Consider the following 22,735-nt stretch of genomic DNA (forward strand, 5'->3'; position numbering starts at 1 on the left):
TATGGCAATCGTTTTGATTATACCAGAAATCAGTAATTAAAAGTTGATAAAGTTTAATTAACTTTGTCCTCTTTACCATTTTGTAAAAACTTCTGAGTAATCGAAATCAATTCAGCAGTTTTTTTGCCACTAACCGGTAAATCAGTAGGTAGACTACTCAAAATCGTCTTTCCATACCGCCTTGTCTGCAGTCGTGGATCAAGGACTACTGCCACCCCATGATCATCTTCCGTCCGTAATAATCGTCCAATCCCCTGCCGTAACCGCATCGTTGCTTTGGGCAATTCTGAATGATAAAACGGATTTTTACCCTGTTGCTGGAGTAATTTATTATGAGACCGATTCATTATTTCATCAGGTGAGTCGAACGGTAAACGCGTAATGATTAAGAGTTCAAGGGCAGAGTCTGGTAAATCAATCCCTTCCCAAAAACTAGAAGCACCAAGAAGAATCGAGTTTTTTCCACCACTAAACTGTTTTAAGATTTTATCACGATTACCCGTAATCCCTTGGGCTAAAATATCCCGCTGATCAAACAGATCCGTTTCGCGAAGCTGACTGTATACCTGCTCAATCATCACCAGTGAGTTGAATAAAATCATTGTCTGATAATCAGCATTCTTCGTTAATTGGTAGATCGTGTCACTGAGGTATTTAATGTAGTCACTGTTATTTTGCGCGCTCGGTACTGGTGCGTCTTCTGCAATCAATAATTTAGCATGCTGTTTGTAATTGTATGGGGATACAAAGCGCCGTGTTAAAGTATTGTTGCGCTCTAAATCTAACTGGTAGTAAAGATACGGCGATCGTGGCGATGTAAACAATGTCGCCCCCACAAATAATGGTTGAGCAAAATATGGATAAACATTCTTTATGAGGTAATGCGTCGCTTCCAATAGCCCCCCACTAAGCTGTAAGGCACTTTGTTCACTTGATTGGCGAATAGTAATCCAAAAAGCAGCAGCTTCTCCTTGTTGTTGAAGTGTTTCGTTAAATTCATTTAGTGTCTGATCGGCCTCAATTAATTTTGCAAGCTGACTCTGAAATTGGCTCATGAGGTAACGATCACTTAATAACCATCGGTCTGGCTGACTGCTAAACAGATGGCTAAGAGCAGAAAAATGGAGTTGCACACTACTCAATGCTTGTTCCAGCTTCATCATCACGGGTCCACTAATATCTAAGAGAGACATCACCTGGTCATTTTGCAGTGGTTGTTCAATTAATTCATTATCAGGATTACCAGTAGCGCTTGCCATATATTGACGGTAAAGGGCTTGCTGGAAAAGGTCAACCGCTTCTTCTACTGCATTGAGGTCACCACGAAGCAATTCAACATTATAACTGCCTAGTGCCTGTTCAGCGAAAATATCGGTTAAGTTTCGGTCATTGCCATTATTAACTAACCCAGACATTATATGAACTGCTGTGCGCAATTTTTGAAAATTAAATGTTCGCCGTGACCGCTTTAAGATACTTTCGCTTAAGTGCTGAGCTTCATCGATTACTAAGTATGGGCGGCGAGTCCCATCCCCTAATTCCTGGGCATGAGCAACTAAGTACGCATGATTCGTAATAATAATATCTGCTTGATGAAGCCGCTTTTCCCGCCGAACGAGAAAATCATCATGGTAAAAGACATTTGCTGGATTCAAGCTCCGAATACCCTGATGACGAATTTCAGTAAAGTATGGCGACTGCTGAGAATTTAAATTAAGTTCATCAAGGTCCCCACTTTGCGTTGAAAGCAGCCATACTAAAATTTTAGCTTTTAATAACTGAACGAGCTTCGAATCTTCAATCACGCTTAAGGAATGAACAAAACGGGCAATATCAATATAATGAGCGTTTCCCTTGATAATCACACTATTCATTTTAAAAGGCAACACCTTGTTTAGTTGCGCGATTGATGTATCAATAATTTGTTGTTGGAGGATATTGGTTGCTGTGCTGATAACAATCTTTTTATCAGGATATGCAACATAACTTAGTGGAAAGAGGTAGCCCAATGTCTTCCCTACCCCAGTTCCAGCCTCGACAATCATATTCTTGGGTTCATCATGAGTATAATTATTGTAAATGCTGTTCATCATTTTGGCTTGAACAGGCCGTAGTTTCAACGTTTCCCCGTATAATTTTTCTTTTGCCTTTTTAGTGGAAGGATATTTATGCTGCTCCCGCTGACCATTAGCGGTGATCGGCCGTGACTTATGAAGAACAATTCCGTGAGAGACATACAACTCTTCGCTTAAAGGCTGTGGCGATTTACGTCGACGCAGCAACTCAGCATCAAAAACCCCGGCTGTTTGTTGAGGTAAGTTGAGCTTCAACTGAGTAATCTTTTCAAGCGTAAGTGTTGGTAATTGTTCAATCCTTTTTAGCAAGTTAGTAAGTAATTCTGCGGTTGCCTCAGCGTCTGATACTGCACTATGAGGGTGATCATGCTCAATGTGCAACGAACTAGTTAAGTCTCGTAAACGGAAACTCTTTGCAGTAGGAAGAAGAATCTGACTAAGAGTTACAGTATCGATTGCCGGAATTGATAATGAAGGGTATCCCGCGCGCTCTAATTCTGCATTTAGGAAAGGAAAGTCAAAATTAACATTGTGAGCCACAAAGGTCGTTTCAGCCAATAAACTATAAATGGTTCCAGCAATATCCTCAAATAGAGGTGCTTTTCGTACATCTTTATCCTCAATTCCTGTTAATTGAACAATCGAGTGCGGAATTTTCTCTCGTGGATTTATTTTTGTTTCAAAGTGATTTATGATTTTGCCATCTTGAACGAGAACACAACCGATTTGAATGATCCGATCTCCATGATTAACATTCGTTCCGGTTGTTTCTAAATCAACAACTGAGTAGATTGGCGCTTTCTTGTCACGCTTCTTTGTGCGCTGACTACTACGCTGTGTCACACTATCACCATATTTCTCCGAAGTTATTATATAAGTTACTAAATATTCTAAACTAAATGATACACCATTCTACTATAAATTTCTCATTTTTACACGAATCGGCCTTTCTTTGTGCTAAAATGTTTAGATTTGGTAACATCCACAATCGTTTTTAGCTAGAATCATTGTTTTATGCTATGATTAAGTTTGAATTTTTATGTAGAAAGTAGGTTACGATGGTGAAACAACAAGGGATTGGTACTAGCCATGCGAAAATCATTTTAATGGGAGAACATAGCGTAGTATACGGTCAGCCGGCAATAGCCTTACCATTGCCAAGCGTTCAATTATCAGTTACGCTCAGCAGTCGCCAAGATAACCAGCGAATTATTAAAAGCCGTTATTATCATGGTAGTTTAGAAAATTTACCTTCCTCCATGATCGGAATTAAAAAATTAATTGACACTTTATCTGCAAGATTTAATGACCACGAAACTGGTTGGGACTTAAAAATCGAAAGTCAATTACCTGCTGAACGAGGAATGGGGTCATCTGCTGCCAGTGCGATTGCAATTATTCGGGCATTTTTTGACTATTATGATGAACCACTCGATCGAACATTATTGCTTCAGCTTGCAGATGTTGAGGAACAAATTACACATCGTAGTCCATCCGGTTTAGACGCTGCTACTGTCAGTTCAGATAAACCGCTTTTTTATGTTAAGGGGCGGATTGGGGTACCAATTGAAATGAACCTTGATGCTTCTTTAGTAATTGCTGATACTGGAAAAAAAGGTGCTACTAAGGAAGCCATTTTGGCAGTTAAAGGTGAACTGAAAAATAACAGCGAAAAAGCTGAGGAACATATTAAGCACCTCGGTGAATTAGTAAAACAAACAAAAGACTACCTTGCGCAAAACGACATTGCCAAACTAGGCGACGCGCTTAACTTTGCGCAAACTGATTTAGCTGCTCTTAACGTGTCAGACCCGGCATTAGATCACCTTATTCATGTTGCACGTGACAATGGTGCTCTCGGTGCTAAATTAACTGGGGGCGGTCGTGGTGGCTGCATGATCGCTTTAATGCAAACAGCTATGGGGGCTCGCCGCCTTGCAAGCATTCTAAAAGAGAATGGCGCGCATGATATTTGGCTCCAACCACTTGATAAGCGAGGTAATAACTAATGGCAACTGCAAAAGCACATACTAACATTGCGCTTGTTAAATATTGGGGAAAGAAGGATCAAGATTTAATCATTCCACAAACTGACAGTCTCTCCCTTACACTTAATGAATTTTATACCACAACTACCGTAAATTTTGATAACTATCTTACTTCAGACTTAGTTGCCATCGATCAACATATCCTTAGTAAGAAAGAGGCCCAAAAAGTAGTTCATGTTTTAGATATTGTTCGTCAACTAAGTGGGATAAAATCTTTCGCACGGGTAGACTCAATTAATCATGTTCCAACTGCTGCTGGCCTTGCTTCTTCAGCTTCCGCTTTTGCCGCTTTAGCAGGAGCAGCCAGTACCGCGGCCGGTTTAAATCTCTCAAGTCGTGACCTATCAAGACTTGCCCGTCGTGGATCCGGTTCGGCAACTAGGTCTATTTATGGTGGACTGGTTGAATGGCAAAAAGGAACTGACGATGACTCGTCCTTTGCACAACCAGTTTTAGAAAATGTTGATTTTCCAATCGAGATGTTAGTAGTCTTAGTTGATACAAAAAAGAAAAAAGTTTCGAGTCGATCTGGAATGCAGTCCAGTGTTGAAACTTCACCCTACTATGATGCTTGGCGCCAAGTGGTAGCTAATGATATGGTTGCTATAAAGAAAGCTATCAAAGCAAAGGATATTGACCAAATCGGCCATATTGCTGAAGAAAATGCCCTTCGGATGCACGCACTTACCTTTTCAGCTGACCCCGGTTTTACCTACTTTAATGGTGAAACGCTAACCATCATTAAAGCCGTGGAAGACTTGCGCAACCAGGGAGTAAACTGCTATTATACGATGGATGCTGGTCCAAACGTCAAAGTTATTTATGACCGAGAAAACCGGAGCAAAATTGTTGAAGAATTAAGCAATATCGTTGGCCCAGAACGGTTGGTGGTTTCACAACCGGGACCTGGAATAAAGATTTGGAATGAATAAAATTTAATGATAAGGGGACTTTAAATTTTGATTACTGAAAAAGCTCCCGGTAAATTATATATTGCCGGTGAATATGCTGTTGTTGAAAATGGTTATCCTGCAATTTTAGTTGCATTGGATCAGTTTGTTACCTGTACGATTGAGGAAAGCGTGCAAGAAGTTGGCCAAATTATTAGTCGCCAGTATAATAACGATCAACTATCTTGGCGACGCTTAGGAGACCAAATGGTAGTTGATAAGCGTGACAATCCTTTTTCTTACATTCTTTCTGCTATTAGGGTTACAGAAGAATATGCTCGTACTTTTAGTCGCGACTTACGAATATTTAATATCCATATTGACAGTCAATTAGACAGTGCTAATGGTCGAAAATATGGCCTTGGTTCCTCTGCGGCTGTTACTGTAGCAACTGTTAAGGCCCTTTGTCGGTTCTATAATTTGCCCGTTAACAAGGACCAAATCTTTAAATTAGCTGCAATTGCCCATTTTGAAGTTCAAGGAAATGGTTCGTTGGGGGATGTTGCCGCTTCTGTATACGGTGGTTGGATTTCCTACCATTCATTTGATCGGCAGTGGCTTGCCCAACAACGTAAGTACCTTGACCTAAAGACGATCATTGACTTACCTTGGCCTGATCTTAATATTGAGTCTCTAACCGCTCCCAAAAACTTAGAGCTTTTAATTGGCTGGACTGGTAAACCAGCATCAACTTCCCAACTTGTTGATAAAATTTCTCTTTTTAAAGCTCGTCGCCAAACTGAATATCATCATTTTCTTGAAAAAAGTAAATCGTGTATCCAACGAATGGTTGATGGTTTTCATCGTCAAGATCTTGAAGCGATTAAAAACGAAATTCGTTATAACCGTGACCTCTTAAAACAACTGGGTACTAATTCAGGGGTAAACATCGAAACCGAATCATTATCTAAGCTTTGCCAAATCGCTGAATCTTTTGGTGGCGCCGCTAAGACATCTGGTGCCGGTGGCGGTGATTGTGGGATCGTCGCTATTGATCGCAACTCTAAATTTGGGAATGTCTTAAAGAGTTGGGCCAAAAATCATATCGAACAACTTCCTTTATCCGTACACTTTATCGATAACGCAAAAAGTTTCAAGAAATCTGTTAAGCACCATCTTTCTTACATCCACAAGTAGATCAAAGGAGGCTCCATGATGGAATCGCGTCATGCCCAACGAAAAAACGAACACCTTTCATTAGCTGCCAAATATTATGACCAGGTTCATCAACACCATTATTTTGATCAAGTGCGTCTAATTCATGATAGCTTACCTGAAATGACGACAGATGATGTTGATTTGCATGTCCAATTAGCTGATAATTTAGAAATTGAATGTCCTTTTTATATTGAGGCAATGACTGGCGGAAGTGATCAAGCCCTTAAAATCAACCAACAACTTGCTCAATTAGCTCACAAGCACCATTTGGCAATGGCAACTGGATCTCTCAGTATTATTTCAAAAGACCCCCAATCCTTTTCATCTTTTGAAATAATTCGCGAAGAAAATCCAGATGGCATTATTCTTGCAAATTTAAGTGCAAATGCCAGTCTTGACCAAGCGATAAATGCTATTTCCCTTTTGAAGGCAAATGCCCTTGAACTGCATATCAATGCGGCTCAAGAATTAATTATGCCTGAAGGTGATCGCGATTTTAATTGGTTGGATAACATCCAATACCTTGTCAGTGAACTAGAAGTCCCAGTTATTGTAAAAGAGGTTGGCTTTGGAATGAGCAAAACGACGATTGCCAAACTGCAAACCCATGACGTTCACCTCATCAATGTTAGTGGACGTGGTGGAACAAACTTTGCGGCGATTGAGAATCGGCGTAACCATGATATTAATTTTGAGAGTTTATTGGACTGGGGACAAACAACTCCCGAATCACTATTGGAAGCTCATTCAATTCGGCGCGGTAAAACTGAAATTATTGCCTCTGGCGGAATTACTTCTCCCCTCGATGTTATCAAGGCTGGTGTATTAGGCGCCCGGGCAGTTGGTGTTGCTGGTTACTTCCTCAATATTCTTCAAAATGAAGGCTATGAAGCATTAGACCAAACGCTCGGTGAATGGCAAGTGATTGTCAAACGCTTGCTCGCGCTCCTTGGTTGCTCATCATTTACCGAGCTTTCACGTGTTGAATATGTTTTAGGAACAGACTTACTATCATATGCTCGTCAGCGACACTTACGCTAACCTAAATAATTGAAATTCCTATTAAGATTGATACAATTGATTTAATAACTAAAAGTTTGGATGGTGATTGAAGTGAATAAAATTAATTGGGGCAAATCAATTACAGTTGGTATAACTGCTGGTCTTGTTGCCGGCCTTGTTAAACTTGGTTGGGAAAATATTCTCCCACCACGGACACCAGAGCGAGATCAAACAAACCCACCACAAAAAATGCTTGAACAATTTGGCGTTCCAGCACAGATTACACATGCTACTTATACCTATTCCGGCCAACAGTTGCCATGGGTAAGCTATGTTGTTCACTTTAGTTTCTCAGCTGGTTTTGGAGTTCTCTATAGTATTGGCGGACAGTTGGCACCGTGGATCAAAAAAGGTGATGGAGTACCATTCGGGATTGCTGTTTGGGATTTCTTCCATCTCAAGTTAATGCCATTAATGGGAACAGTGCCTGCTGCAAAAGATCAACCACTTGAAGAACATGTTTCTGAATTTTTAGGACATGCAATCTGGATGTGGACGATTGATGCATTAATAAAAAGTAAAAAATAATAAAAATCCGAGAGAAAATTTTCTCGGATTTTTATTATTTTAAACTATTCGCCTTTAAAGTAATGCACTTCGGAAGTGAAGTCCCCCGTATGAGTTGGGTCACGGAACAAACCGACATTTATCAATTCATCTCCACCATAAGTCTTATCAGTCATTTCATCATGATAATCAATTGTTGGATCAAGCCCTGCCATCTTGGTATTATTAATTTCAAAACGGTTAGTATGCAACTGCTTAAACATAAATAGCAGTGCTTCTGACTTATCCGGACTGACAAATTCCCAGGCGACTGTATTGCTATCAAAAGGACTTTCTAAGCGAATAAAGTTACCATATTGAATTAAGTGGCGGTGAGCCTTATAAAAATTGATTTGTTCCTTTACCATTTGTCGATCCTCTTCAGTCAAATCTGCTAAGTCAAGTTCATATCCAAAGACCCCACTCATGGCAACATCGCCCCGCATCTTAAAACTGGTAGAACGGCCAGTTTGCTGGTTAGGTGAAACCGATACATGCGCCGTCATAGATGAGATTGGATAAGTTAAAGATGTTCCGTATTGAATCTTTAACCGTTCAACCGCGTCTGTATCATCTGATGGCCAACTTTGCGGCATGTAGTAAAGAATACCAGCATCAAAACGGCCACCACCACCTGAACAACCTTCAAACAAGATATTAGAATAACGGGTAACCAACCGCTCCATTAAGTCATATAAACCCAAAATATAACGGTGGCTAACTTCTCCTTGATGTTCTGCATCCGCTGCGTTAGAGAAAACCTCAGTAAGATTACGGTTGAAGTCCCATTTAATATAGTCAAGCGGCACCTTATCTAAAATTAAGCACATTTGATTGTAGATATTATCAACGACTTCTTTACGGCTAAAGTCTAGTACTAATTGATTACGAGAAAGTGTCATGCCACGGTTCGGTTCATGTAAGGCATAGTCTGGATGTTCCTTATATAACTTAGAATCGACTGAAATCATTTCTGGCTCAAACCAGAGGCCGAATTTCATGTCATGCTCGTGGGTCCGGTCTGCTACTCGCTTCAATCCACCGGTAAGCTTATCCTGGTTAACAAACCAATCACCAAGCGATGAATTATCATCATTTCGGTGGCCAAACCAGCCGTCATCAAGAACAAACATTTCAATTCCCAATGGCTTTGCTTCATCAATAATTTGGTCTAACTTCTTATCATCAAAGTCAAAGAAGGTCGCTTCCCAATTATTAATAACAATTGGGCGGTCTGCATATTGATACTTACCGCGAGCAACCCGGTCCCGTAATAACTTGTGGAATACTTGTGACATCCCATTTAGACCCTGCTGACTAAAGCCCATGATTGCTTCCGGTGTCTGAAAATCTTTTCCTGGTTCAAGAACCCATTCAAAGTCATAATCATTAATTCCGGTTATTAAGCGAATCTGGTCAATCTGATCTTTTTCCAAGGTAAACTGGTGATTACCAGAGTAGACAAGGAGCACTCCCAAAGCGTTTCCCTGAAATTCATCGGTGTTCTTGTCAACTAAGGCCACAAATGGATTCATATGATGAGAACTAGAATTTCGACGGCTAGAAAATTCTGTTATTCCCCGACGCAATTCTTGCCGTTCAGGTTGTCGTTCAAGAGCGTATTGTCCTGGAACGGAGATAACGTCATAATCATGTTTAGTTAAATCCAGTTGCATTGAGGCGATCTTTTCAATTCGTAATTCTTGATTGCTTGTGTTCACTAATCGTGCGTTCCGCGTAATAACTGGCCGTTCATTATAGATAGTGTATGAAAGAATAAGTTGCGCGCCAATTGTTTCATCAACCAAAGTAACTTCTAACGTTTCTGCTTCTTTATCACTTTTAACGTAAGATGCCGGCAATCCAGCTAATTTGGGTTTCCCCGGTAAGATTTTATAAGACTTGTATCGAAAATCAGTCAATCGTGAACCATTTTCTGCTTTGATAATAATTGCGGGCACGCGATAGTCTCCGGTATTATTTCCCGAGTATTCCTGTAATAAATCATCCTTAGAATAAGTTCGATCCATCGATCCAGGAAGGTTTCCTGAAAATCCACGATCAACTCGTGGATATTGGCGTTCACCATGATAGCTACGAATCGCTGGTCCAAAGTACAGGTGGCTGAGAATATTTCCCTCTTCTACTGAAAATAAATAGGAAATCTCTTTATTTTTTAAGTGAAAAACACGTTGTTGTTCATCGAATGTAATCATTAGCTGTGGCCCCTTTCTTGAAATCGATTCTATAATAAACGTTTAGTTATTTTAAGTCAAGCGCTTTCATAACTGATGTGACAACACTTTACTGTTATTGCAGGTTACTAAACGTTTACTAAAAATATGTTATGCTAGAAATTGATTAAAAGGAGGTTTCCCTATGACTGGTATCAGAAAAATAGCACGTGAGGCTGGTGTATCTCCTGCCAGCGTTTCACGTGTCTTAAGCAATGATTCATCTTTTTCAGTAAGTGAACAAACAAGAGCACGAATTAAAAAAGTAGCAGCAAAGTATAATTACCATCCCCATCTAAACATGCCTGTTACTCCGCCGATAACTCCTCGTTCAATTCTAGTACTCACAACTCATTCGCTCGAGACAGAAGCTCATGACCCTTATTTCATTCAAGTTCATGATGGAATTATTCAGGAAGCTTCCAAGCAAAATATTCAAATCAAAGCTTTTGTTCGTTTTCCCAATAAAGCCTTTCAATTTACTGACGCTCAAAAATATGATGGCGTAATTGTCGCTGGAGTTTTTACGCAAGAATTCTACGCTAATTTAGCTAAAAACAATCCCCATATCGTTTTAATTGACGACTATCGATACCTCCCCGCTTACGATATTATCCGTAATTCGTATTTTGAAGCTACTCAAATCGTTCTTGATCAGCTACTAGAAAATGGCCTTAATAAAATCGCCTTTATCGGTGGAAATATTCATCCCATGAATAATAATGGCGAAACAACAGACTCGTATCAAGATATTCGAGCTAAGGCCTATTTGATGTGGACAAGACTTCATAATATTTCTCCATTGATTGCCCTTAATGGTTGGACTCCTAAAGATGGCTTTGATAGCATGAATGCTCTTTTGAAAGATAATTTTCAGGTCGTCTTAATAGCTAGTGACCAACTAACTATCGGGGCATATCGAGCTCTAAAGCAACATCAGCTTAAAGTCCCCCAAGACCTTCAAATCATTAGCTATAATGATTCGGATATTGCTGAATATTTAGTTCCGTCCCTTTCATCGATCAATCCAGCAAGTTTTTCAATGGGTAAAATAGCAGTTCAAAGACTAGTTCACCGTCTGAATAATCCGAATGATATCCCTATTCATATTAATTTGCCCGCCAAAGCCACTTGGCGCGAAAGTTCAGAAATTAATTTGAATTAGTGAAACGTTTTATAAGTAAAAAGAGAGTAATTGTGCTTGTGATACCGTTTTCTAAGGTTTATACTCAAACATGGTTATCAGATTGATAAACGTTCACTTTAATTAAATGAGGTTTTTAATTATGTTATTAGGAAGTATTGAAGCTGGCGGTACTAAGTTTGTCTGTGCTGTCGGTGACGAAAATTTTAATGAAATTGATAAAAAAATCATCCCTACAACTACCCCCGAAGAAACTTTAGAGGCTTCAATTGAATTTTTTAAGCAGTACCCTGAACTGACTGCACTGTCAATTGCCAGTTTTGGACCAATTGATACTAATCCGGCTAGTGAAAAGTACGGTTATATTACTGATACTCCTAAAGTTAAGTGGCAAAATTGCAATTTTGTCGGTACAATGACTGACGCCCTCAATATTCCCGTCTACTGGACAACGGACGTTAATGGTTCGGTTTACGGTGAATATGTCAATTTAAAAGATAAGTATGATAATCCGGCCTTGGTTTACTATACCCTTGGAACTGGTGTGGGTGCTGGCGCAATTCAAGATGGGCGCTTTATTGGGGGAATTAGTACCCCTGAAATGGGCCATGTTCGCTTACAACGTCACCCAGCTGATCTGAACTTTACTGGTATCTGTCCTTACCACCACGATTGCTTGGAGGGATTAGTAGCTGGGCCAACTTTCAAGGCACGGCTCGGTATTAGTGGCGAAGATGTTCCCGATAATCACCCTGTTTGGGATATCATGGCATATTACGTTGCACAAGCTGCTGTTCAGGTAACTGCCATTTTGCGTCCACAAAAAATTATCTTTGGTGGAAGTGTCTCACGCCCAGCCTTTCTTGAACGGGTTCGAAAGCAATTTGCAATGTTATGGAACGATTATCTTCCAGTTGGATCGCTCGATGAATATATTGTCAACCCTTCTGTTCCAGAAAATGGCTCAGCTACTCTCGGTAATTTTGCATTGGCTAAGCACTTAATCGAAACAAATAAATAACCATCATCGGTCACTATAATGTAAAAATGACTAAGACTGAGGAAAATGTTGCTCCTCAATCTTAGTCATTTTGTTTATTTCCAAAGATAGTTCAATAGACCCGCTTTAGTCATTCCATTTGCTGTCGTTTCACGCAAAACTGATGCTGAATTAATTAAAGCCTCTTGTTCACGCGAATCTAATGGTAATTCTACTACCTTTTGAATACCGTCTTTATCAATTACAGCCGGTGTTCCGAGGTAAATATCCTTTTCCCCATATTCACCATCTAAATATGCACTCACGGGTAATACTGTATTTTGATCGTACAAAATTGCTTTTGTTATTCTCGCTAAAGCAGTCGCTACTCCATAATATGTTGCACCTTTCCGGTTAATAATCTCATAAGCCTTATTACGTACTTGTTCTTCTAGTTTTAACAATTCTTGCTTTGTCAGTCTATTAGCTAAAACGTAATCCATTAAAGGCGTTCCACCGATTGTCCCACAAGAATAAGCAGCAAATTCTGAATCTCCATGCTCCGCTAACATATCAACATGAACATCTCGGGGATCAATAGCTAGCTTTTTACCAATCGCTACTCTTAAGCGTGCTGAATCAAGAGAAGTTCCCGATCCAATAACTTTATGTGCTGGAAAGCCAGAAATTTTTTGAACAGCATATGTCAAGATATCGACTGGGTTGGCAGCAATTAAGAAGATTCCATTAAAACCGGTATTAACTACTTCTTGAACGATTTCCTTCATAATCTTTAAGTTACGTTCAACTAATTTAAGCCGTGTTTCACCTGGCTTTTGCGCAGCGCCTGCACAAATAGTAACAATATCAGCATCTTTACAATCTTGATAGCTACCAGCCTTGACCTTTACTGGGGCAGTAAATGGCGTTGCGTCTTCCAAATCTAGCGCATCCCCAACGCTTCGCTCATTACTCTTATTTATAATAACTAATTCCTCAGCTAAACCTTGCTGGATCACGCTAAAAGCATAAGCGGACCCCACAACTCCATCACCAATTAAAACAACCTTTTGATGTTCTTCTGTCGCCATACTTCTTTTTCTCTCCCTAATTAAAATTTACATAAAAAGATGAGCATAAATAGGAACCAAAATGTCCATTGCTAATGAAACGATAACAACTGCCACTGCGGCCATTGCTCCCTGAATTGACCCTAGTTGAACCGCCTTAGCAGATCCAACAGTGTGACCAGCGGATCCAAGACCAAGACCAGTTCCGACCTTAGAAATTTTCTTTAGTCTAAAGACCTTAATCAGGAATTCGGCAAGGGCATAAATAATAACTGCATTTAAGATACATGCCATCGCTGTTACCGCGGGATCACCACCGATTCCCTTTGCAATTGGCATCGCAACAGCGGTAGTAGCTGCTTGAGGAAGCATAGCGGCGGTTGAAACACGGGAAAGAGCAAATAATTTAGCTGTTCCTTGAATCAAAAATAATGAAATGAATCCACCCACAAATAATGTGAGAATTACATCGACCCAATATTTCTTAAAAACATCATTCCGGCGATAAAGCGGAATCGCAAATGCCATTGTTGCTGGGTTCAAGAACCAAAAAATCAAATTTCCGCCTGGCTGGTAAAATTTTTTATAAACTATTGCAGTCGTTGAATTAGCGACCTTGGCCCAGATTGCCAAGATTACAATTCCTAATACCATCCCGACTAACAATGGAGTGAAGAGGAAGAAACCATTACTAATTTTGAAAAGCCACATCCCAATTAAATAGACCAGCAATGAAATAAATACCCCGGTAAAAGGTAACGCCAGATTTGTAATAAATACATTAGTCATTATCAGTTTCCCCCTTGTTAGTCTTGAATAATTTATGATGTACCCCAATAAAGAATGCTCCAACATAAGCAATTACTGCTAATAAAATAATTGTCGAAATAATAATAACAATTACATCTTGTAGCCCTTCTTTTTTCATTAAACCAAGGCTCCCAGCAAGCTGAATTCCTGATGGGACAAACAGAAAGGCAATTAAACTAATCATGAAATCTCCGAACTTTTCAACTTGTTCCAACTTAACAATATGGCAAGCTAATAAAATATATAATAAAATCATTCCAATTAATGGTGTAGGAACAACGAAACCCTTAGGAAAAAGATTAGAGATTAATTGTGATACGAATAAAATTGCAGCAAAGATTCCCATTTGAACTAAAATGGGCGCTTCTTTCTTCTTTTCTTCTTTCTTCATAATAATCCTCCTAAACATGATAAATATGTTTAGGCATTAACGTTAATACCATTTATCACAATCTATTTTACTAATTTTTCTTAATTTGTATTCGTTTTCACTATTAAATAACCTAAATTTGCGTTAAAATGCCCTCCAGTTAGCTTAAAATGCCTTACGCAAAAAAGGATTGGTGAAAAGATAAACAATTCACCAATCCTTTTTATAAACCTAATGCTTTTTTGGTTGTGTTAACATATGATCGACTTACTGGTAATTTACTGCCATCGATTAATGTCAGCTCATAAGTATGATTGAAACTAGGCTGAAGCTCTGTTACGCCATTCAAATTAACAATAAAACTACGATGGATCTGTAAAAATTCTGGAGATTTTAATTGGTCATAAATATTAGTGAGCGTCTGTCGACTAATGATTTTATGCTTATTAAGAGTCCAGATATAAACAAAGCCTTGCTGTGCCTGTACGTAAAGTATTTGTTTTTTCTGTAAAATAATCGTTCGCTCGTCGTTTTGAATCGAAATTCGAGGATTCTGCCTTAATTCCCTCTTAGCTTTGGTAGCATCATCCTCTGGCGAAATTAATTTGGCGACACGCATAATTGCTTCGTTGACCCTTTTAGCAGAAAACGGCTTCAAAATATAGTCAACTGCATCTGCTTCAAAGGCATCTAACGCATAGGAATCGTAAGCAGTGGCAAAGACAATATGAGGACTATTATCAAATGATTTTATTTTTTCAGCTAATGCCATCCCATTTCCATCAGATAACTTTATATCTAGGAAAACCATATCTGGGTGTTCACTTTTTACTTGTTCCTCTGCCATAAAAATCCCATCTGCTTCAAGTATTTCTGTAACTTCACTATTTCCCTGAATTAAATAATGAAGTTCTTCACGAGCAAGCGGTTCATCATCAACGATTAAGACTTTCATTGTCTGCACCTTCCTTAGTGTGATATGGTAAAGAAATTTTAATTTTTGTTCCTTTATTACTGCTTGTAATTTGAAGGGCACTACGCTCATCATATAGACCAATTAAGCGCTGATTCAAATTATATAGCGCATTTCCACTTCCCTTTGAAGATGTCAATGGTTCTTTCCCAAGTTTAGGAAGAAGTTCCGGTGCAATCCCTTCCCCATTATCAGCTACTTGAATTTCCAACCGCGCTCCCAGCTTCTTTATTGTTATTTGAACATTATTATGGTCTTTACGTGCTCCGAAAGCATGTTTAAGCGCATTTTCAACTAATACTTGAATTGTAAATGGCGGCAGGTAAACATCATTTTCGACTTGTTGATCAAAGGTAATGTTATATTTCTGTGGAAACCTAGTTTGTTCCAGTTCAAGGTATGCATCGACTTGCGTTCGCTCTTGTCCCAAAGTAATTTCGGTCTCCCGGGCCCCAATTAAGTTAGCCCGGAAATAATTACTAAGTTGAAGGAGAAGTTCTCGCGCTTTCTCTTGATCCCGGCGTAAAATTGCACTGATCGTATTAATAGCATTAAAAAAGAAATGCGGATTTATTTGTGCTTGTAAGGCTTTTATCTTAGCATCTCGAACTAATTGCGCCTGTACTTCTGCTTCACCCAATGCAATTTGGTTAGCAAAAATCTCACATAGACCGATTGTTAATTGAATTTCAACCGGTGTTAAATGCCATTGATCAGTATAATACATTTTTAACGTTCCGATAACTTCATTTCCAATTCGCAGAGGGGCAACAATCGCGGCTTCTAGAGGACAATTGGGATCGATACAACCAATCATTTTACTATTATTTGCGATCTTTATTTGACCCGTTTTAATTACATTACTGGATAAAGAAGTTTCTAGTCTATTTCCTGGGATATGGTGATCATCACCAGCCCCAATATGCGCCAGTATTCGTTGTCTGTCGGTGATACTCACTGCATCGAAATTAGTATATTTTTTAATGATTTTGACTACTTGTTGCGCTGAGCTTTTATTTAATCCTTGACGAAAATAAGGCAAGGTTTCATTTGTTAATTGCAAGACAGAATGAGTTTGCATAGCGCGCAGTTCTTCTTCTTGGTGAAGGTACATTGAGATGATTGATAAGAAAATTGATGTCCCCAGCGAATTAACCAAGATCATTGGCAGGGCAATATATTTAACTAAGACCCATCCCGTGGGACTGAACAGTAAGATAAAAAGCATTTGAATACTTTCCATCAAAATTCCCACAATAAAACCATGCCACGGCGTCATTACCTTAAAATAACTTTTTCGATCATGATACAAAAAACCAGAAAGCGCCCCAATCAAAACTGAGCTGGGCACATAAAACCAACCTTGCAGGGGTGCACCTTGAATAATCCGATGGACCCCTGCTACTAACCCTACTAAACTACCGACCCATGGCCCACCGATAATTCCAGCAACTGAAACAGCTAAAATTCGGGCATTAACAATCGAGTCATTTGTTGAAATGGCCGTAAGAATGATTTTGTTATGCAACTGGTTATTTGCGTCAATCTCTATTCCGGTCATATTAGCCATAATAGCAAAAATAGAAAAAAGAATCGTTAGTTGAATTTTGGCACTAATGGTTTGATTAAATAACAGGCGGCGGAATAAGGGCACACTAACTAGCAAAAACGCTAGAATAATAATTAAACCAACCCGCTCTGCCATTAAAATTGTTAAATATATCATTTATCCTTGTGTCCCTGTATTTATTACTGGTTGCGTGCCCCGTTCACTAATAATTGCTACCATAATGTTATTGATGATTTGCAAACGTTGCTCATCTGTTAAATCAAGGTTGGCTTCCTTGCTTAGTCGTTCAATTGCTTCTTCAGTAATTGAAACAGCTCCTTCAACAATTATCTTTCGCGCTGATAGGATTGCCGATGACTGTTGTTTTTGCAGCATGGCACTGGCTATTTCAGTTGCGTAGGCTAAGTGGGTCAACCGTGTTTCAATAATTTTGACCCCCGCTACGTTTAACCGTTCTTGCAGTTCAGCAGTTAACCGCTCTGATACTTCGGTTGGATTCCCGCGAAGGGTAATTGCATCTTGATCTTCAAAACTATCATATGGATATTCACTAGCAACATGACGAACCGCAGACTCGCTTTGAATTTGAACAAATTGCTCATAATCATCAACCGAAAATAGCGCTTTTGCGGTATCAACAACTTTGTAGACAATAACGGCCGCAATTTCAACTGGATTACCCTTTGAATCATTGACCTTTAAAATCTGACTATTAAAATTGCAAACACGTAGAGAAACAGTCTCCTTATTTGTAAATGGTACCGTCATAAATAAGCCTGCATCACGAATAGTTCCAATATAATTACCAAAAAAAGTTAAAACTTTGGCTTCATTTGGCTGAATAATTGTCAATGATGTACTAAAAAGAATCACAATCAAGAATAAAATAATTCCAATTGTCAGAATCACCGGAAAATTACGCGTAAAACCAACAAACATCAACCAGAGACTAATTAAACCGATAATAATCGCCCCGAGTAACCCGAGGTAGCCGTTAACGTGAAAGGCTACTTTTTCCTTCATATTCGATAATCCTCCTAATTTAAAAACGTAACCCCTTGGGATAAAAGTTTTTGATTGTTTTACCGACCAACTTTCCAAATCCAGTAGTATGTTCCTCACATACTAATAAGTACCAACCATTCGGAAGGTCAGCATCAATATTGATTACATCCCCATGGACATATTGATGCCACTGTTCCTGGCTTAGTTCAATGATCCGGTTTGCCTCCTGTGGTAAGCTGGCAAGAGCCCATGCCAACGCTGGTTCAAATCGCTTTTTCTTAAAAGTGCCGAGGTGAAGTCCAGGTCGGAGTACATTTAGTCCCTCGATCTTGTCCTCTTCTAATGGCAAATCATAGAGCTGGTCACCAAATAAAATCAGTTGGTGTGGTTGATAGTCTGGAAAAACGCTTGTAGCAAACTGGTTAAAGAGTTTGACCTGTTCTTTGTCTGGTTTAACAATCGATTGTTTTTTCCGCTTATTCTTCTTTTTGCGCTTTTTATCAGTTGACTCTGGTTCACCATTTACTAACTTAGCAATGAAATGTCCTTCCCCCTTGAGATGGTGCGGGAATAATCGGACTGTCTTTTTCAACTCTTCATTGCCATCCCCCCATTCCGGACGGCCATCATCCATTCCGGACACCTTTTCGATTGGGATAAGTTTCAAGTCTGGATAGTTATTGAGCAGCCATGAAATGTTTTGTTCATCCTCTTCTGGTGCAAAAGTACAGGTCGAATAGACTAATGTTCCTCCTGGCTTTAGCATTTTCATTGCGGATGCTAAGATCTTTTGCTGGCGGTTAGCACACTCAGCGGGGTATTCTGGTGACCAATATTCAATTCCAGCGGGCTCTTTTCTAAACATTCCTTCTCCAGAACAAGGCGCGTCAACAAGAATTCGGTCAAAATATTGGGGAAATTGTTTTTCTAAATCTGCGGGACTTTCACTAGTGACAACTGCATTTTTTGCACCCCATCGTTCCAAGTTTTCCGCCAAAATCTTCGCCCGTTTAGGGAAAATTTCATTAGCAACTAATAGCCCCTGATTGTTCATTTTAGCGATGAGGTGGGTTGTTTTGCCTCCTGGAGCTGCACACAAGTCTAGCACACGTTCTCCTGCTTGTGGGTTAACCACTTCTCCTACAAACATTGCTGACGGCTCTTGACTATATACCCATCCAGTAACATGGTCTAATGATTTTCCATTCACTTGGCCATAATATCCTGTCGGCACATATGGTACTTTCCCCGTAGCTTTTTCAATTGTTGCAACTGGTTGTCCGTTCTTTAATGGATTCTCGCGAAAACCACTATAACTTGACTGGGCAAGTGCTGATAAAAACTCATCGGCCTCTGCTCCCATTAGTTTTTTGTATTTCGTGACAAATTCATTTGGTAATTGCACGTTATTTTTCGCTCCTCTTTATCGTAATATCTTTATTGTAACGTATTTTTTAGTCTTTTTAAGTCAAAATACTTGGCAAAGTGTTAAGTTTTTGTTTACAATATTGTAATTGAATTTTTTATGGAAAGAGAAGTGAGATGGTAATGGATCAACACTTGATCGCGCTTGATCTTGATGGCACAACATTAAATAATCAATCAAAATTAACAAATGAGACAATTATAACTTTACGTGCCCTTGCCCGGGATGGACATATTGTCAGCATCATTACTGGTCGTCCTTACCGGATTGCCAAACACATTTACGATGAAATTGGAATTAAGACCCCGATGGTAAACTTTAATGGGGCCTTAACACATATACCTCATGAACACTGGGATAAAGAATATGATGTTGAATTAACACGAGAGCTAGCCTTAGACCTCCTAGCCCACCGGAAAGAACTAGGGATTAAAACAATTACCGTTGAAAATAAACATCATGTATGGGCTAATCAAGCTAGTAATGATTTACCTGAATTCTTACCAAACAAGTTGCGCGATGATCAAATCCTAACTGCGGCTAACTTATCAGGCAATCCAATTGCAATGACAATCCAATATGAACCGGAACACCAAGAAGAAATCATTAAGGCAGTTAATAAAAAATACGGCGATTTCGTTGAACCACGAGTATGGGGTGGCCCTTACAACATCTTAGAACTGATCCATCGTGGCACGCATAAAGAATCAGGAATGTTCTATATTGCTAAACAGTACCAAATTGACCGCCAAAATATTATTGCGTTTGGTGACGAACATAATGATTTGGAAATGCTTGATGCAGCGGGACGTGGTGTTGCAATGCATAACGCGATTCCTGAGTTGAAGAGCATTGCCAATGATGTGACACCAATTGATAACGAACACAATGGGCTGGCAAAATACTTACGCGATTATTTTAAGGTTACAATATAAAAAGCTAGGAAGAGATAGTTTAAAACTACCAATTCCTAGCTTTTTACATAGTTATTCCTAGTCAACTAGTTTGCCAACAACAGGGATACCTTCAAGAACTGATTCCAGATGGATAGAACGAGGCATTACTGAAGTTAAATCACGACCAGCAAGGTTTCCATGGTGTTTACCATCCTTCCATTGCGGAACGTTAGAGACATCGTAAACAATCCCTTTAACGGCAACGTATGCGGGATGTCCATTTCGACCATCGAACTCAGCGAGCTCGGTTGTTGTAAATGTTTTTTCTGCCATCAATGCTTCACCTTTCTCTGATTCAAGAATAGCTAATAATTACATTCTAGATCAAACAATCCATAAATGCATTAATTATTAGATGATTATTATTTTTTCTTCAATCAACTTAATAAAATTATTAAAATCGGCTTTTTGATTGCTCTTCTTGCCTTTTCCATTCTTTTCATAAAATAATTTATAGATAAAAAGATAATCTTTATTACATTAGTACAAAAAATTGGTATAATAAAAGGCGAAGGTGATTCTGCAATCACTTTCGCCAACATACTTCTACTGTGGACCATTGATGTTGTCATGTCATCAATGATCCTCTTTTATTTTACAGCATTAGTTTTATTCTGCAATAAATTTTCACAATTATTCCAGCCGTTTATTGAAACTATTTCAGCAAGTGTGAAAAATAACCTTCGTATCTTGATAATTATGAGCAAAAAGAAGATACTGAAGAAGAGATAACTTTAAGAATGAAAGCAGGTTTATTGATGTATAGAGTACTTGTGGCGGATAATTATCCAATCATTCGAATGGCAGTTAAAAATCTGGTTGAGCAACTGGATAATTTCAAAGTAATTGCTGAAGAAGCAACCGGAATAGATGCCTCATTACGGGTTGAACAAGGTGATATTGATATCGTTATCATGGATTTGACGATGCCCCCTGGTGAAAATGGCCTAATCACAATCAAACGAATTCACGAACATTTCCCTAATATCAAAATTATTATTTTTTCTTCTCGTAATGAACCTCAATACATCAATCAGGCAATTTATAATGGCGCAAATGGCTATATCTTTAAAAGTTCCTCGCCAAAAGAACTAGTTCACGCTCTAAGCCATGCTATTAATAGTCAAAAATACTTAGACAATAATATTATGGTAACAAAGAAAGATTTATTAGTTATCAAAGGCGGGTCTCCACACTTCGATTTAGGAAATTACATTGCTCTTTCAAAACGTGAGCAAGAAATCTTACCGTTAATTGTTCTCGGATATACTAACAAAGAAATTGCTACTAAGATGTTTATATCCCCTAAAACTGTTGAAGCCCATAAGACAAAGATTATGCAAAAATTAAATCTTGCTTCACACGCAGAACTTCTCCACTATGCAGTTAAACATCAATTAGTAGACCTATAGATAATGGGAGTGAAACAGAAGTCACCTCTGACTTTTGCCTCGCTCCCATTATTTTCATTTATTACTAATTGTCTTATCAAAGTTATTTAAGAGAGCAGCTACTTGAACTTCAACAACATTATTTTTATTGAAGCGAGCAAATACCTCTGCTTCAGTTAAAAGTTGGCGTATTTTTTTCGAGCTTTCTCCTAACTCAATTGCATTATTTGCTTCTAGTAATTTGATTCGTGGTAAGAAATAAGTAACATGATTGCTAGCACAGATCTTTGTCGTAGCCTCCAAAACTTGATTACTAACCTCTAGCCGCTTATTTAATGAATGGTACTCGGCAGCATAGTACATCATCGTTACAATCCGGAGATAATAGTTTCGATCAACACCTGCTAAGTCTTCATCTGCCTTTGATCTTAGGAATGCAATAACCTTTGAGAAAAAGAAATCAGCATGTTCCATTGAATTTTGCCGTGCATATAAGATCCCTGATCCTAAATATGCTAATGGCGAAAAGATCGTCCGATGTTGCTCATCTAGTTCATCTAAAATCTTAGTAAAGTTAAAGAGACTTGTCGACGCGTTATTATTAGTTAAAGTGTAAATCATCCCTTTTAAATAATAATATTGCATCCGATCTTGCGGCGATTTCAAACCTTCAAGCCGAATCTTCTTAAGGTTGCTAACTGCCTGTGGAAAGTGCTCAATCATTAAAGCTAACTCAATCTGGTCAAGCAAACTCCGGATATAACGAATTGAAGACGTATTGTCTTTACTTAAATCATCAATCGTTAGTCCTAGCCGGTCGCAAAGCTGCGCTAGAATTGTAAGTGATGGTACCTGACCATTACTCTCAAACTTACTTAAGGTCGACTGGGTACAAATCCCCTTGCTTAAGGCAACTTGTGAGTAGCCGAGTCTTTTTCGTTGATAAACAAAGCGTTTAATATCCATGT

At 38.9% G+C, this 22,735-nt stretch carries 20 protein-coding genes; 9 read left to right on the forward strand and 11 right to left on the reverse strand.

The features are described from left to right. Nucleotides 1-53 precede the first annotated feature (53 nt). On the reverse strand, nucleotides 54-2,918 hold the full coding sequence (locus CBG10_RS10700) for a helicase C-terminal domain-containing protein (protein WP_094512562.1): 2,865 nt from the start codon (nucleotides 2,916-2,918) through the stop codon (nucleotides 54-56). A gap of 215 nt (nucleotides 2,919-3,133) precedes the next feature. Here CBG10_RS10700 and mvk point away from each other — a divergent pair, with 215 nt between their 5' ends. Genes mvk through CBG10_RS10725 form a run of 5 tightly spaced genes read left to right on the forward strand, consistent with a single transcriptional unit; the run spans nucleotide 3,134 to nucleotide 7,821 of the window. Further along, nucleotides 3,134-4,084, forward strand: coding sequence for a mevalonate kinase (mvk, locus tag CBG10_RS10705; RefSeq protein ID WP_094512564.1), 951 nt, complete (start codon nucleotides 3,134-3,136; stop codon nucleotides 4,082-4,084). Continuing rightward, nucleotides 4,084-5,055 (forward strand): diphosphomevalonate decarboxylase, encoded by a 972-nt coding sequence (gene mvaD / locus CBG10_RS10710; protein ID WP_094512565.1) that lies wholly within the window; start codon nucleotides 4,084-4,086, stop codon nucleotides 5,053-5,055. Before mvk ends, mvaD begins: the two co-directional genes overlap by 1 nt. 27 nt (nucleotides 5,056-5,082) lie before the next feature. Continuing rightward, nucleotides 5,083-6,210, forward strand: coding sequence for a phosphomevalonate kinase (locus CBG10_RS10715; protein WP_094509539.1), 1,128 nt, complete (start codon nucleotides 5,083-5,085; stop codon nucleotides 6,208-6,210). A 15-nt stretch (nucleotides 6,211-6,225) separates the two neighbouring features. Further along, nucleotides 6,226-7,272: a type 2 isopentenyl-diphosphate Delta-isomerase gene (gene fni, locus CBG10_RS10720; protein WP_094512566.1), complete on the forward strand. Its 1,047-nt coding sequence runs from the start codon at nucleotides 6,226-6,228 to the stop codon at nucleotides 7,270-7,272. 60 nt (nucleotides 7,273-7,332) lie between these two features. Then, on the forward strand, nucleotides 7,333-7,821 hold the full coding sequence (locus CBG10_RS10725; protein WP_003666180.1) for a DUF1440 domain-containing protein: 489 nt from the start codon (nucleotides 7,333-7,335) through the stop codon (nucleotides 7,819-7,821). A gap of 44 nt (nucleotides 7,822-7,865) precedes the next feature. Here CBG10_RS10725 and CBG10_RS10730 read toward each other — a convergent pair whose 3' ends face one another. Beyond that, entirely contained in the window at nucleotides 7,866-10,055 is a 2,190-nt protein-coding gene (locus CBG10_RS10730) for an alpha-galactosidase (protein WP_094512568.1), read from the reverse strand. 163 nt (nucleotides 10,056-10,218) lie between these two features. Here CBG10_RS10730 and CBG10_RS10735 point away from each other — a divergent pair, with 163 nt between their 5' ends. Together CBG10_RS10735 and scrK are read left to right on the forward strand one after the other, a co-directional pair. Next, nucleotides 10,219-11,238 (forward strand): LacI family DNA-binding transcriptional regulator, encoded by a 1,020-nt coding sequence (locus CBG10_RS10735; protein ID WP_094500813.1) that lies wholly within the window; start codon nucleotides 10,219-10,221, stop codon nucleotides 11,236-11,238. Nucleotides 11,239-11,359: 121 nt separating this feature from the next. Next, nucleotides 11,360-12,238: a fructokinase ScrK gene (gene scrK / locus CBG10_RS10740; protein WP_003666173.1), complete on the forward strand. Its 879-nt coding sequence runs from the start codon at nucleotides 11,360-11,362 to the stop codon at nucleotides 12,236-12,238. Between the two features lie 74 nt (nucleotides 12,239-12,312). Here scrK and CBG10_RS10745 read toward each other — a convergent pair whose 3' ends face one another. The 7 genes from CBG10_RS10745 to CBG10_RS10775 all read right to left on the reverse strand — a co-directional run bounded on the left by CBG10_RS10745 (nucleotide 12,313) and on the right by CBG10_RS10775 (nucleotide 19,399). Then, entirely contained in the window at nucleotides 12,313-13,287 is a 975-nt protein-coding gene (locus CBG10_RS10745) for an L-lactate dehydrogenase (protein WP_094512569.1), read from the reverse strand. A 27-nt stretch (nucleotides 13,288-13,314) separates the two neighbouring features. Beyond that, nucleotides 13,315-14,055, reverse strand: coding sequence for an LrgB family protein (locus CBG10_RS10750; RefSeq protein ID WP_094500817.1), 741 nt, complete (start codon nucleotides 14,053-14,055; stop codon nucleotides 13,315-13,317). Further along, nucleotides 14,048-14,467 (reverse strand): CidA/LrgA family protein, encoded by a 420-nt coding sequence (locus CBG10_RS10755; RefSeq protein WP_094512570.1) that lies wholly within the window; start codon nucleotides 14,465-14,467, stop codon nucleotides 14,048-14,050. Before CBG10_RS10755 ends, CBG10_RS10750 begins: the two co-directional genes overlap by 8 nt. A 202-nt stretch (nucleotides 14,468-14,669) precedes the next feature. Beyond that, nucleotides 14,670-15,401, reverse strand: a complete 732-nt coding sequence (locus tag CBG10_RS10760; protein ID WP_003666167.1) for a LytR/AlgR family response regulator transcription factor — start codon at nucleotides 15,399-15,401, stop codon at nucleotides 14,670-14,672. Continuing rightward, nucleotides 15,382-17,145: a sensor histidine kinase gene (locus CBG10_RS10765; RefSeq protein ID WP_094512571.1), complete on the reverse strand. Its 1,764-nt coding sequence runs from the start codon at nucleotides 17,143-17,145 to the stop codon at nucleotides 15,382-15,384. Before CBG10_RS10765 ends, CBG10_RS10760 begins: the two co-directional genes overlap by 20 nt. Continuing rightward, entirely contained in the window at nucleotides 17,146-18,012 is an 867-nt protein-coding gene (locus tag CBG10_RS10770) for an SPFH domain-containing protein (protein WP_003666162.1), read from the reverse strand. A 19-nt stretch (nucleotides 18,013-18,031) separates the two neighbouring features. Continuing rightward, on the reverse strand, nucleotides 18,032-19,399 hold the full coding sequence (locus CBG10_RS10775; RefSeq protein ID WP_094512573.1) for an RsmB/NOP family class I SAM-dependent RNA methyltransferase: 1,368 nt from the start codon (nucleotides 19,397-19,399) through the stop codon (nucleotides 18,032-18,034). A gap of 143 nt (nucleotides 19,400-19,542) precedes the next feature. On the opposite strand from CBG10_RS10775, the gene CBG10_RS10780 reads away from it, so the two are divergent. Then, nucleotides 19,543-20,355: a Cof-type HAD-IIB family hydrolase gene (locus tag CBG10_RS10780; protein ID WP_094512606.1), complete on the forward strand. Its 813-nt coding sequence runs from the start codon at nucleotides 19,543-19,545 to the stop codon at nucleotides 20,353-20,355. 57 nt (nucleotides 20,356-20,412) lie between these two features. Here the strand turns inward: CBG10_RS10780 and CBG10_RS10785 are convergent, their stop codons facing one another. After that, the gene (locus CBG10_RS10785) at nucleotides 20,413-20,649 is read right to left on the reverse strand and encodes a cytochrome b5 domain-containing protein (RefSeq protein ID WP_019251738.1); all 237 of its coding nucleotides are present in this window, start codon (nucleotides 20,647-20,649) and stop codon (nucleotides 20,413-20,415) included. A gap of 485 nt (nucleotides 20,650-21,134) precedes the next feature. Between CBG10_RS10785 and CBG10_RS10795 the strand changes: the two genes are divergently transcribed. Next, complete coding sequence (locus CBG10_RS10795) at nucleotides 21,135-21,788, forward strand: response regulator transcription factor (RefSeq protein ID WP_225359368.1); 654 nt, start codon at nucleotides 21,135-21,137, stop codon at nucleotides 21,786-21,788. Nucleotides 21,789-21,842: 54 nt separating this feature from the next. On the opposite strand, the gene CBG10_RS10800 is transcribed toward CBG10_RS10795, so the two are convergent. Next, entirely contained in the window at nucleotides 21,843-22,733 is an 891-nt protein-coding gene (locus CBG10_RS10800) for a helix-turn-helix domain-containing protein (RefSeq protein ID WP_094509522.1), read from the reverse strand. Between the last annotated feature and the right edge of the window lie 2 nt (nucleotides 22,734-22,735).

The organism is Limosilactobacillus reuteri, from assembly GCF_002254085.1.
Classification (GTDB): domain Bacteria; phylum Bacillota; class Bacilli; order Lactobacillales; family Lactobacillaceae; genus Limosilactobacillus; species Limosilactobacillus reuteri_K.

Excerpts from the sequence above, each read along its gene's own strand:
- mvk (WP_094512564.1), top strand. The coding sequence starts at position 3,134 with ATGGTGAAACAACAAGGGATTGGTACTAGCCATGCGAAAATCATTTTA.
- mvaD (WP_094512565.1), top strand. The coding sequence starts at position 4,084 with ATGGCAACTGCAAAAGCACATACTAACATTGCGCTTGTTAAATATTGG.
- fni (WP_094512566.1), top strand. The coding sequence starts at position 6,226 with ATGATGGAATCGCGTCATGCCCAACGAAAAAACGAACACCTTTCATTA.
- CBG10_RS10725 (WP_003666180.1), top strand. The coding sequence starts at position 7,333 with ATGGTGATTGAAGTGAATAAAATTAATTGGGGCAAATCAATTACAGTT.
- CBG10_RS10730 (WP_094512568.1), bottom strand. The coding sequence starts at position 10,055 with ATGATTACATTCGATGAACAACAACGTGTTTTTCACTTAAAAAATAAA.
- CBG10_RS10735 (WP_094500813.1), top strand. The coding sequence starts at position 10,219 with ATGACTGGTATCAGAAAAATAGCACGTGAGGCTGGTGTATCTCCTGCC.
- scrK (WP_003666173.1), top strand. The coding sequence starts at position 11,360 with ATGTTATTAGGAAGTATTGAAGCTGGCGGTACTAAGTTTGTCTGTGCT.
- CBG10_RS10745 (WP_094512569.1), bottom strand. The coding sequence starts at position 13,287 with ATGGCGACAGAAGAACATCAAAAGGTTGTTTTAATTGGTGATGGAGTT.
- CBG10_RS10750 (WP_094500817.1), bottom strand. The coding sequence starts at position 14,055 with ATGACTAATGTATTTATTACAAATCTGGCGTTACCTTTTACCGGGGTA.
- CBG10_RS10755 (WP_094512570.1), bottom strand. The coding sequence starts at position 14,467 with ATGAAGAAAGAAGAAAAGAAGAAAGAAGCGCCCATTTTAGTTCAAATG.
- CBG10_RS10760 (WP_003666167.1), bottom strand. The coding sequence starts at position 15,401 with ATGAAAGTCTTAATCGTTGATGATGAACCGCTTGCTCGTGAAGAACTT.
- CBG10_RS10765 (WP_094512571.1), bottom strand. The coding sequence starts at position 17,145 with ATGATATATTTAACAATTTTAATGGCAGAGCGGGTTGGTTTAATTATT.
- CBG10_RS10770 (WP_003666162.1), bottom strand. The coding sequence starts at position 18,012 with ATGAAGGAAAAAGTAGCCTTTCACGTTAACGGCTACCTCGGGTTACTC.
- CBG10_RS10780 (WP_094512606.1), top strand. The coding sequence starts at position 19,543 with ATGGATCAACACTTGATCGCGCTTGATCTTGATGGCACAACATTAAAT.
- CBG10_RS10785 (WP_019251738.1), bottom strand. The coding sequence starts at position 20,649 with ATGGCAGAAAAAACATTTACAACAACCGAGCTCGCTGAGTTCGATGGT.
- CBG10_RS10795 (WP_225359368.1), top strand. The coding sequence starts at position 21,135 with ATGTATAGAGTACTTGTGGCGGATAATTATCCAATCATTCGAATGGCA.
- CBG10_RS10800 (WP_094509522.1), bottom strand. The coding sequence starts at position 22,733 with ATGGATATTAAACGCTTTGTTTATCAACGAAAAAGACTCGGCTACTCA.